This is a genomic window from Halobacillus sp. K22 (genome assembly GCF_052246795.1).
Classification (GTDB): Bacteria; Bacillota; Bacilli; order Bacillales; family Halobacillaceae; genus Halobacillus.
In genome coordinates this window covers 1-10,854 of record NZ_JBQQCN010000012.1, presented here as the reverse complement: position 1 = coordinate 10,854, position 10,854 = coordinate 1, and the positions used below count along the sequence as shown (strand labels likewise).

Here is a 10,854-nt window from a genome sequence, read left to right as displayed (position 1 = left end):
TGATAGTAGACAAAGTGCCTGTGCCCATGAAGTTAATAGTGGGGCAGGCACTTTTTAAATTAACTATTATCATAGCTCCAATCAATATAATGTTTTGCTTTCTCAATATCCTCATCTTTCGTTATGACAATTTCTAAATCGCCTGTTCCAAAGTGCCCAATATTTCTCACATCACGGCTGAAACCAGGTTCTAGCTCAACTTTTTCAGGGTTCACTTTTAAATACAATAAAATCTTTCCTGAACCGGGATGAACCTCTACACACGCGAAGTTTTTAATGCGTTTAAAGGCGATATAGTTTTTCAATGTTTTGACTTGTACGTCATCGCCAAGCGCTGTCATATAAGCTTTGATTAATTCATAGCGATCGGTCAGTTCGGTACTAGCTTGTTCAATAAACTCACTAACTGTTTTATACTTATTAGGTTTTGTGCTATTTGAAGGTGAGGAGCCTGTGATCTGAACAGGTTGCGTGGTAGTAGCATTGACTAAATCAAGCAGTAAGTAACCATCTTCATAATGCTTGTATTGGTAGAGTTCAATATTTCGATTAATCTGTTGAACGGCATGTTCATCGTATTTCGTGAATCCTCCGGCAATACAGAGTAGCCTCGGACTGCTCCAATCAATATTGTCCGATGCTTCTGCTCCAAATTTTTTCATGACCATTAATTCAAATTCTGCTTTGTGGTCAAGTAGCCAGTCTAAATAAAACAAGCCTTGGTTGATCACATTTTCATTAACAGAACGTTTGTATTCAATGATCACGGGGGCATGGTTTTCATCAATTCCTAATGTATCTATTCTTCCGGCATGTTTTTTGCCTGTACTATATTCAGAAGATAGAAAACGCACCCCTAAGAAGGCTTCTAAATGCTTCTCCAGGATTTTTTGTAACGATTTTTCAATAGCTACGGCCTGTCCTTCTAATTCTTTTACACTATCGTTATGTAATGAGAATAATTTTATATCACCCATATCCTTCTACACTCCTTTTATTACCATAAGTATATCAAACGTGTTGGTAAACCTTCCATTATTGATATCTCATTTTTCAAATAACTTTCAAGATTCAGTCAAGTAATTTAAAATAACACCAACAGAATTTACTAGGAGGCTTACAGTGACCCCTCTACAAATTGGTTGGATTGATTATTCTAGCGAACATAGAAACAAAGTCATGGCGGTTCTAGATTTACTTTCAGATAAAGGTGCGGTAGATGAACTGGGAACAGGAATGATTCGAGATGGTTTTGGAGATGTCTGCTTTCCTGGCACATCGACCATCCAAACTCGAGCGAAATACTTTTTTATTGTTCCTTATCTCATGATGGAACTAGAAAGGGAAAAACATCCGGATTACAAAAGTTTTCTTGATAAGCTCGCGGAAAGGGAAATAAACCTGATTGGTACATTAGTTGAAACGAATGCTGATAGGGTTATTGGAGCTCGAGCACGTAAAAAGCTCAAGCGAAAACCGTCTAGTATTTACTGGAATGGTCTAAAAACCTTCGAAATATTCAAGCATAACCATCTGTCTTTAGAAAACTATGCAAAGGCAGTTATTTCTCTGCAGAAGAAACAGGAGTCTGCTTATTCACTAGGGAATGAAGAAGAAGATGCTGTGGATTCCGAAGCTGTTGAATACAATAGTACTTTTTGGCAGTGCCTGCTTCCCGACTCTAATTGGAGAAACTCTCTTTCTATGGATCTTACTTCGGATGAAGCTATGTTCCTAAAGGAGAAAATAATAAAATCTCAAAAATCGAAAGATAGTCTCTTTTCCTATTTACTCCAACAAAGTCCAGAGAAAGTACAGGATATAAATACATTTGAGGAAATTGGGAGGCTCAATCTTCCTTCACATATTAGAGCAGACTATACGTTGGCTGAGCAATTCAGCAAATTTATATCTGGTGCGAATATAAGGTACAACGTTCTTCTTTCTAATTATGAAAATGAGCGAGCTGTTCGGAAATGGGAAGAATGGAAAAATAGTGATTTTGTTAAAAATGAATTTGCGGCATTCCGTTACCGTGATGTTCTTTTTCGCTTAAAAATTAACAATCCTTTATTAAGTAGATTTCTTGAACAATGGCAAAGAGCAGTCGTCTCGGGAGATGAACAAAAGATTGATGAGCTTCTTGTAAAGCGTGAGATTGAGTTAAAATCAAAAGATCGTGCTAAGTTGTATAACTCTAAGTATTACGCTTATGAAGAGGGGGCTTGGCTTGGAGCGGAAAAACTTCAATACCGTTTTCCAAATTCAATGATTTTAATCGAGGATATTTTTTCTGGAATGGGTGATGATTATGCTTAAACCAGATAAGGATCGTCTTAATTATAGTGATCTATTAACCCCTCCGGCAGGGTACGAAGTTGTGTTTGCTGCAGGGACTACATATTCGTTAGATTTAGAAGCTTTAATTGGTGTTCCTGTGGCATTAAGCCTCTCAGAGGAGATGGACCAGACATTTCAGGAAGATCCAATTTATATGTTGGAGGGATTACGTCAGACGGCTGATCACATGGCCATTTTTTGTGAAGCCGGCCAAATAAAAGTTCCTAAAGAGGGGAATTCCTTGTTTGCTCTGATGGAAGATAGTGTGTTTGAAGTAGCCCTAGAGAACGAAAGATCTTTCCATCCGAAATTGTGGTTGATCAAATATCAGGATAAAGATCGTAACGTTTTATACCGCCTGCTCGTTTTATCTAGAAACCTTACCTTCGATCGAAGCTGGGATATGGCAATTGCACTGGAAGGGGAAAAACAGCCAAAGCCTACAACTAAGAATCAACCTTTAGTCGATTTTTTGAAGTTTCTTGTTTCTCAAACCCCACACCATGAAAAGCAGCAGTATTTAAGGGCTATGATAAAGGAGCTGCCGTATATCCATTTTCAATCAGGTGATAAACATGTGCCCGACTTTGAGTTCCACCCTCTAGGTATAGAAGGATATGATGGGGAGGATATCGGGCTCTTTGATAGCTATCATCATCTAATTATCATATCTCCGTTTCTCTCGGAAGCCATTATATCTGAATTACATGAGAATGCACTATCGCAGGCAACCCAAGTATTAATTACTAGAAGATCAGAATTACCTAAACTCACGTATGAACTTATTAATGCCTTCAAGGTTTACGTGTTAAAGGATACCATTGTGGAAGGAGAAGGTGCTTTCAGTGAAGAGAGTGATGCAGTGGATCTCTCGCAGCTTCAGGATATTCATGCCAAATTCTATGCTAGGTCTAAACATAATCAACACCGTATTTATATGGGATCTGCGAATAGTTCGACCAATGCCTTCGAAGGTAACGTTGAATTTTTGTTAAGCATGCAGTATAAGAAGTACGGTTTCAAGCTGCATCATCTGCTAGAGGAATTGTTTGGAGATAAAGAGGCGGACAATCCATTCGAAAAAATCGAACACCTTCCTGAGGAACAAGAGAAGGAGGAAGATCATAAGGATCAGTTACAAAAGGCGATTAAGACACTCTGTCGAACAAAATCTCACGCCGTTGTGCAGAAAGGCAATGAGAATTACTCCATTCGTCTCTTTTTTGAGTCCCTTCCAGAAGACATGGAGTTCACTATTGGACCGCTATTAAGTAAGAAGGTCTGTGAGATGAAAAAGGAAACGGTAATCGAACAGTTGAGTCTACTAGAGTTAGGTGAATTTTATAAGGTTAAGGCAGAAACCAATGGGGAGAGCATAGAACGAATTATAAAGATACCTACCCAAGGGATACCGGCTGATCGTGAGCAGGCTATATATCGTAAAATCATTGATAACCCTGTGGCTTTCTTACAGTATGTCGCCTTTTTATTAGCGGACGATTTCCTACTAGCCGCGCTAGAACAGATGGAAAAAAAGAGTATGGCAGCAGTAGATTGGAGTTCGCAAACCGGCAATTATCCAATTTTATATGAAAATATGCTAAAGGCAGCCGCTCGATCACCTGAAAAGTTGGAGGATATCCACCACATTATTGAAATGATCGACCATGATGACATCATTCCAGAGCAGTTTTTCCATTTGTATGAAACATTCAGTCATGCAACAAAGGGGATGAAAAAGTGATTGATTTACAGCAGAAAGAAGAGGAGATATTAGCTGGATTAAAGGACTTTCAAAAATCAACGGTAGAGCGGGTATATGATTTACTCACCCATGATTACACACGGGTATTAGTGGCGGATGAAGTAGGTCTTGGTAAGACGATGATCGCTAGAGGGGCTATTGCGAAAATAGCTAGATATCATCAAGAAGTTCTGAAGGACCCTTTATTCAAAGTGGTGTACGTCTGTTCCAATCAAAGTATTGCCAGGCAGAATATACAGAAATTGCAAATTGATAAGAAGGTAAAACTGGAGGATTCCTCTGACACCCGATTATCGATGCAGCATTTAAAAATTTATGAGAATAACTACGATCAAACTTTAAAGGAAAAATATATTCAATTAACTCCCTTGACTCCTTCCACCTCTTTCACAATGACCTCAGGGTGTGGAAGTGCAGCAGAACGAGCTTTGATTTTTGCTGTTTTAAAAAGACACGACCGTTTTAAAGAGCTAATCAATCAATTAGATGTATTGTTGATGGACATAGCAACAAAGAGCTGGTCGTGGAAAAAAGAAGAATATCTTGAAAGGGTAGATAAGCTAAATGTACGAAGTGGCGGCATCTATTTAGAAAAGATGTTAGACTCCATTGATTCGTTTTTAGAAAAAAGTCACTCCCTGACTGCTGATATTGAAGAAGTCTGTCAGCGAATTAAAGAGGATGAGGAAAGGGGTGTTCGGGTTGAGGGTGCTAATCTAGTTATCTACCAGCTGCGTAGAATGATGGCTGAGATTAGCGTAGACATCATGGATCCAGACTTAGTCATTATGGATGAATTTCAACGATTTCCTGAGCTTGTTAATGCGGAGGGCGGAAGTGAAACGGCATTGCTCGCAAACAAATTTTTTAATAGTCCAAGAGAATCTGATGAGGAAAGAGTAAAAATCTTACTGTTATCAGCTACCCCTTATAAACTTTATTCTACATTGGAAGAAATCGCTGAATCGGGCGAAGATGAACATTATAAAGAATTTCTACAGGTTACTCGCTTTTTGTTTGAACATCATCCTGAGCATAAAGAGCACTTTGAAAGCGTGTGGGAAGATTTTTCTAGCTCCATGCGTTTATATACACATATGGATACGGCTGTTTTACAAGCAAAGAAGCAAGAGGCTGAGAATAGTTTATACAAAGGAATTGCTCGTACGGAACGAACGACGGTAGACGGGGCCAGCGAGCTGATTCAATCCTCCCTCATCCCCTTAGACATTACTAAAGAAGATGTGTTGTCCTATGTATTCATCGATCGCGTCCTACAAGATCTAGGTCTCAATGAAAAAGTTCCTGTCGATTATGTAAAATCTACCCCATACTTAATGTCCTTTATGGAGCACTATAAATTAAAGCAGAAAATTACTCAATATCTACAAAAGTCTCCTGGTCAAGTAAATAAAGTAAATGTACCCCATCTATGGATGAATGAGTCTGTCATTAAACATTACAAGAGGTTACCTGATAAGAATGCTAGACTATCCAAAATAAAAGAGATCGCTCTACCCACGAATGCTGAAAGACTTTTATGGATCCCGCCATCTTTACCTTATTATGATTTTGGCGGCTGTTACAAAGGAATGGAGCAGTTTTCTAAGCTTCTCATATTTTCAGCATGGGAGATGGTCCCTCGAGCTGTCTCAACGATGGTGTCATATGAAGCTGAACGTTTAACTGTAGGAGAACTTGTTAAACGAACCTCTAAGCGGAAAAAGCGAGAAGGAATGGAGTATTTTTCTCAGAGGCGGTTCCCTCAGCCACGGTTGTCATTTTCGATGAGGGATAAGGAACCTGCAAACATGAATCATTTAACACTCCTATATCCATCTGTGACCTTATCCCGGCTCTTTAATCCTGCTGATGTGCTATCTAGGAGGCTCAGCTTGAGCGAGCTGAAAGCGGAAATAGAGGAAAAGGTTCAAATTTTACTCGATGGATTAAATTTTCCAGAGATTGAGCAGACCTCTAGAGAAGATGAGAGATGGTATTATATAGCACCTCTTTTATTTGATAAGCAGGAAGGTGTAATAAGAGAGTGGTTCAGTAATGATTCTCTTCTTTCTGGATTAAATGATGAAAAAGAAGAGCAAGGAGATAAGGCAGCTTTACTCAAACATTTAGAAGCCCTGCGTTCCATATATCATGCCGAAGACCCTCCAGAATTGGGGAGGCCGCCATCAGACTTAAAAGAAGTTTTAGTCAATATGACTCTAGCCGCACCAGGAGTCTGTGCTCTACGAATGCTAGGTCATTTGGATAGTCATTCCTTATCTCATGTGGTTCATTTGGCAAAAACGGTTATTGATAGGATGAATACTCAAGAAGCGATATCTGTGGTCGAGTTAGAGTATGGCTCAAATAGAAGTGGTGTTCGAGTGCCACACTGGAAAAATGTGCTCAGCTATTGTGTAGATGGGAATATACAGTCCATGCTAGATGAATATGCGCATATGTTGGTTGAGGAAGCGGGTATTAAAACTATGGAAACGGAAGAGAGTACTGAACAGCTCCTTCAATTAATGGTTGGGGCATTAAATACCCATACAGCCAGTTATAACGTGGATACTTATAAAAGTTTTAAAGATCGGGTTAAGGGAAAGCATGACACAAAACATGGGATGAGAATACGTACTAATTACGCTGTTGGCTTTGCGGATCAACGCAATGAAGAAACCGCTCATAAAAGGAAAAAGAATGTGAGATTAGCCTTTAACTCACCTTTCAGACCTTTTGTACTAACGACTACATCGGTCGGGCAAGAAGGATTAGATTTTCACTACTATTGCAGAAAAATAGCTCACTGGAACCTCCCTTCAAACCCTGTCGATCTTGAGCAACGAGAAGGACGAATCAATCGATATAAGTGTTTTGCTATCCGTCAAAACATTGCTAAAAGGTACGGGGATCTCTCATTTCAAAGTGATATCTGGAAAGAGATGTTTAATCAAGCAAATGAAGAAGAACGAGACGAACGAACTCCTGAATTAGTTCCATTTTGGTCTCTGCCTGAAAACCAAGATATAAAAATAGAGAGAATTGTGCCTGTGTACCCATTCAGTAAGGATGGAGCTAAATATAATCGGCTTATGGAAATTATGCAACTCTACAGATTGAGTTTAGGGCAGGCGCGGCAAGAAGAGCTGCTTGAGTATTTGTTTGAGCATCAAATAGGGAAAGAGAATCTAGAAGGTTTATTTATGAATTTGAGTCCTTATTATAAAGAGATGAAAAATAGAGGAGCATTAATTAATATCTGATTCTCTATGAGTTTTTCTTATCACGAATTTTGGCTTAAATGAATAATACAATGAAAAAACTGATGTACGTAGGATTCGTCCGCTTCGTACATCAGCTTTATTTATTTTATAAGTGGCCAGAATTATGAAAAATGAAGGTTCTTTAAGCTCCAAAAGTACTTCCTGTTACTATAAATCTCGCTAAAAGAATTATATATCCTAAACCAACCAAAACACTCACCGTACTAAGGAGCTTTAACGTTCCCTTATCTTTAATCAGACCGACGATCCCAAAAATCATTCCAATAAGGCCAGTTACCAGGGTGAACAAGAAGATGGCAAAAGTAGGCAGGTTAGGCTGTGAATAAAACAGCACCAGAATTAAGGCTAATCCTAAAGAGACCCCGCTTATCAATATGGATATACCACTGGATTTTTTCAACATATATGATCCCCTCCTTGCATCCTTTATTTTCAAAATCGATAATACTTACATATTCCCGTTTAGGGCTAGTAGGAAAACAAATAACTGTTAAACGCACCTCCATTTATTTTAATTATTATTCAGTTCAAACCTTTGGGGTGAATGCAAGAGAAAGGGAAGCATTTTCCGCGAGCCTTTCATAAAAAATAGCCCGCATGACACTTTCATGCGGGCTGTTTTTAACTTTTATCTACTTGAAACAGAAGATAAGTCCTGGGGTCATCCTCGTTTTCTTGCTGTGTTTTTCTTATTAATTCCCTAGTGTCATATTGAATTTGGCATATGAAGAGTAACACGGAAAGGATAAACATGGCGGAAGCTAAGACGAAGTAGGCAGTGGAGTGGGTGCCGTTAATGATGAAATTATACGCATCTCCACCGACATAAGCATTTTTAGGCTCTTCGCTATCATCATCAAATAAATAGGACTCTTCACTGTCCGGGTTATTATAATTGTGCATTCGGTCAAATCCTAAAGTTAGAAAGGTGATACCGGTAAGCAAAAGTATGAAGCTGAGGTAAGTAAAAATCTTAAATTCTTTCATAACCAAAACTCCTTTTATGAAATGAATTTTCTCCATAAAATATTTTAGTAAGGTGGAAGTGTTTTTATTCCATAAAAGAAGGAGGGCTTTTTTATAAGGAGTTCTTCTTTTACTAGGTTATTTTTCTTAATTATCCAGAATATGAGACTTCCTAATTGCCCTTTCCTGTGAAGAGGAGTACAGTGGCACCATATTGAAAGTATTTGTAAGAAAGGTGGTAGGAATCATGCAAGAAGGATATGTGAAAGTCAATGACGTCAATCTTCATTACGTCACAGAAGGAGAAGGCGAACTCATGCTGTTTCTCCACGGGTTCCCTTACTTCTGGTACAACTGGCATCACCAAATCGAAGAATTCTCGAAGGATTACCGTGTCGTCGCGGTGGATATGAGAGGGTATAACCTTTCAGATAAACCGGAAGAGGTTTCTTCCTATGATATGTCCATTCTGGTTGAGGATGTGAAGCAGCTGATTGAAGCTTTTGGGGAGAAGGACTGCATTTTAGTCGCTCATGATTGGGGCGGGGCGGTTGCTTGGACGCTTGCGTACACGGAGCCTGACTATGTGAAGAAACTGATCATGTTTGATGCGCCTCATCCGTACACGTTCAGGCGTGAACTGAAGGAGAATCCAGGACAGCGGGAAGCGAGCAGTTATATGGGCTTTTTCCAGCGACCAGATGCTCATGATAAGCTGCTGGAAAACAATGCGGAGCGGTTGAGGAAGATGATGACGGAACCTGGAAAGAAAAAAGGGTATCTGACCGAAGCGGAAGAGCAGAAGTACATAGAAGCGTGGATGCAGCCGGATGCGATGAAATCGATGCTTCATTATTATCGGGCGATTTCTTTCTATCCGTTTGAGGAGCACGTGAAACAGCCGCTGGATCTCCCTTATCGAATGTTTGAGTCACCAACGTTGATCATCTGGGGCGACGGGGATCCTGCTTTTGAAAACAGTAATCTAGACGGGGTGGAAGACTACGTGCGTGACCTTACGATTCATCGTATGGAAGGGGTCAGCCATGCCCCGCATCATGAACAGCCGGAAACGGTCAATCGTTATATGCGGGAGTTTTTAGAAGAAAAGAAATAAGCGAAAGGGCGGTCCTCACGGAGAGGATCGCCCTTTTTACTATTCAGTGACACATATCCATACATCCCCATTGGTTATTTCGGCGTACACATCCCGGTCGCAGCCGGTGAGGATATGATCAGCTTTCAATTCTGTGGTTGTATCCTGCGATCCCTCTTTTACTTGGATCGTTTCACCGTCTCGTTCTTCGATCTCTCCGTAGTTTTCTACATAGTAGCCGTCTTCGCTCGTCCATTGGTCTAACGCTCTATTGTTTTGCGAGAAGGTGACTTCCCCGTCTGCAAGCGTAAATAATGCTATCAACACTCCTATGAACACGAGTGCCCAGGACCCGTAGCGCAGGCGGTCGATTTTCACCCGTGGCAAGTCAAACTTTCCCTTCGAAATAGCGATCGATAAAGCTACGCCTCCGGCCGCAATCAGGATCGCTAACACCAGCCAAATCCACGCCGTTCCAGTTGAGCCGTAATCCCGTAAAAGTTCCTCCACACGATCTCCTCCCTATTTTTATAAACTTCCCCTAATGTAGTTTAAAGAAAACGTGAAAAGACCTAAATTTTACATAAAAATAGGTCTTCAATCACGTTTTTCAAGGAGTTCGTTTGGTGGGTAGGTGCATACAATGTTCGTAGAAAAAAACAGCAAGGGGGGGCGGTCCTCAACGATAGGATCATCCTTTTTGTTCTTAATCATGTTTTGACCGGGCCAAAAGAATTAGAGTAAAATGTAGAGTAATAGATTCGATCACCAGGAAACTCTCCAAAACGACAATAAGGGGCAGAAGACATGGAATATTTCGTGCAATTTCAATTGAACGTGTTTGCAATTGTCATTCTTGCGGTGCTCTTTATGATCATGAGAACGAAATCCACGGTGAAGAGTTTCAGTAAGAAGCTCTTGAAGATGATTATGGTGGCAGCGGCTGTCGCCATTATTTTTGAACCGCTGACGTGGATCTTTGACCGCAAACTCTTCTCAGGTGCCTATGTCTTCGAATACTCTACCAACTTTATTCTTTTTCTAATTGGGCCGGTTCTCGGCGGCCTCCTGCTTTCCTATGTCGATTATCACCTGTTTAAGAATTCTTCCCGCATTTATCATTCATCGGAAGAAGACTCCCTCTTCAAGCGCCGTGTCGAAGACCGATGGTAAGGGGGAGATGAATGCCGTCGCCGTAAGGCGAATGCCTTTGAATATTCTCCCTTCCGTGATATCCTAAAGTAAGAACATACGTTCCTGATTAGGAGGGGGAAAGGTTGAAGCATAAAGCGTATAACTTTCGTATCTATCCAAATAAAACCCAAGAATCGCTCATCGCTAAGACAATCGGTTGCGCTCGTTTTGTCTTCAATCATTTCCTCTCCGAATGGAGCCGT

The 10,854-nt window shown here is 40.2% G+C and carries 10 protein-coding genes; 6 read left to right on the top strand and 4 right to left on the bottom strand.

Annotated features, from left to right (window positions below):
• Window positions 1-59 precede the first annotated feature (59 nt).
• Entirely contained in the window at window positions 60-977 is a 918-nt protein-coding gene (locus ACTWPM_RS10330; protein WP_443132965.1) for a DUF5655 domain-containing protein, read from the bottom strand.
• A gap of 145 nt (window positions 978-1,122) precedes the next feature.
• Here ACTWPM_RS10330 and ACTWPM_RS10325 point away from each other — a divergent pair, with 145 nt between their 5' ends.
• From ACTWPM_RS10325 to ACTWPM_RS10315, 3 genes are read left to right on the top strand one after another with little or no spacing between them, the layout of a single operon-like run.
• A complete protein-coding gene (locus ACTWPM_RS10325; protein WP_443132964.1) occupies window positions 1,123-2,319 on the top strand; it encodes a DUF6361 family protein in 1,197 nt (398 codons plus the stop codon).
• A complete protein-coding gene (locus ACTWPM_RS10320) occupies window positions 2,312-4,084 on the top strand; it encodes a phospholipase D family protein (RefSeq protein WP_443132963.1) in 1,773 nt (590 codons plus the stop codon). Before ACTWPM_RS10325 ends, ACTWPM_RS10320 begins: the two co-directional genes overlap by 8 nt.
• Window positions 4,081-7,374 (top strand): DEAD/DEAH box helicase, encoded by a 3,294-nt coding sequence (locus ACTWPM_RS10315; RefSeq protein ID WP_443132962.1) that lies wholly within the window; start codon window positions 4,081-4,083, stop codon window positions 7,372-7,374. The genes ACTWPM_RS10320 and ACTWPM_RS10315 overlap by 4 nt, the downstream gene beginning before the upstream one ends.
• Before the next feature lie 142 nt (window positions 7,375-7,516).
• Here ACTWPM_RS10315 and ACTWPM_RS10310 read toward each other — a convergent pair whose 3' ends face one another.
• Window positions 7,517-7,798, bottom strand: a complete 282-nt coding sequence (locus ACTWPM_RS10310) for a hypothetical protein (protein WP_443132961.1) — start codon at window positions 7,796-7,798, stop codon at window positions 7,517-7,519.
• Window positions 7,799-8,016: 218 nt separating this feature from the next.
• Entirely contained in the window at window positions 8,017-8,382 is a 366-nt protein-coding gene (locus ACTWPM_RS10305) for a hypothetical protein (RefSeq protein WP_443132960.1), read from the bottom strand.
• Between the two features lie 226 nt (window positions 8,383-8,608).
• Between ACTWPM_RS10305 and ACTWPM_RS10300 the strand changes: the two genes are divergently transcribed.
• A complete protein-coding gene (locus ACTWPM_RS10300; protein WP_443132959.1) occupies window positions 8,609-9,478 on the top strand; it encodes an alpha/beta fold hydrolase in 870 nt (289 codons plus the stop codon).
• A gap of 39 nt (window positions 9,479-9,517) precedes the next feature.
• Here the strand turns inward: ACTWPM_RS10300 and ACTWPM_RS10295 are convergent, their stop codons facing one another.
• Window positions 9,518-9,967 carry a hypothetical protein gene (locus tag ACTWPM_RS10295; protein ID WP_443132958.1) on the bottom strand — a complete coding sequence of 150 codons (450 nt, stop codon included), beginning with the start codon at window positions 9,965-9,967 and terminating at the stop codon, window positions 9,518-9,520.
• Window positions 9,968-10,264: 297 nt separating this feature from the next.
• Between ACTWPM_RS10295 and ACTWPM_RS10290 the strand changes: the two genes are divergently transcribed.
• Window positions 10,265-10,630 carry a hypothetical protein gene (locus tag ACTWPM_RS10290; RefSeq protein WP_443132957.1) on the top strand — a complete coding sequence of 122 codons (366 nt, stop codon included), beginning with the start codon at window positions 10,265-10,267 and terminating at the stop codon, window positions 10,628-10,630.
• 104 nt (window positions 10,631-10,734) lie between these two features.
• Window positions 10,735-10,854, top strand: a 120-nt coding sequence (locus tag ACTWPM_RS10285; RefSeq protein ID WP_443133042.1) for a helix-turn-helix domain-containing protein, incomplete at its 3' end; no start/stop codon positions are given.

Bases quoted from the DNA above. Each gene is read 5' to 3' on its own strand.
- ACTWPM_RS10330 (WP_443132965.1), bottom strand. From the start codon at position 977: ATGGGTGATATAAAATTATTCTCATTACATAACGATAGTGTAAAAGAA.
- ACTWPM_RS10320 (WP_443132963.1), top strand. From the start codon at position 2,312: ATGCTTAAACCAGATAAGGATCGTCTTAATTATAGTGATCTATTAACC.
- ACTWPM_RS10310 (WP_443132961.1), bottom strand. From the start codon at position 7,798: ATGTTGAAAAAATCCAGTGGTATATCCATATTGATAAGCGGGGTCTCT.
- ACTWPM_RS10305 (WP_443132960.1), bottom strand. From the start codon at position 8,382: ATGAAAGAATTTAAGATTTTTACTTACCTCAGCTTCATACTTTTGCTT.
- ACTWPM_RS10300 (WP_443132959.1), top strand. From the start codon at position 8,609: ATGCAAGAAGGATATGTGAAAGTCAATGACGTCAATCTTCATTACGTC.
- ACTWPM_RS10290 (WP_443132957.1), top strand. From the start codon at position 10,265: ATGGAATATTTCGTGCAATTTCAATTGAACGTGTTTGCAATTGTCATT.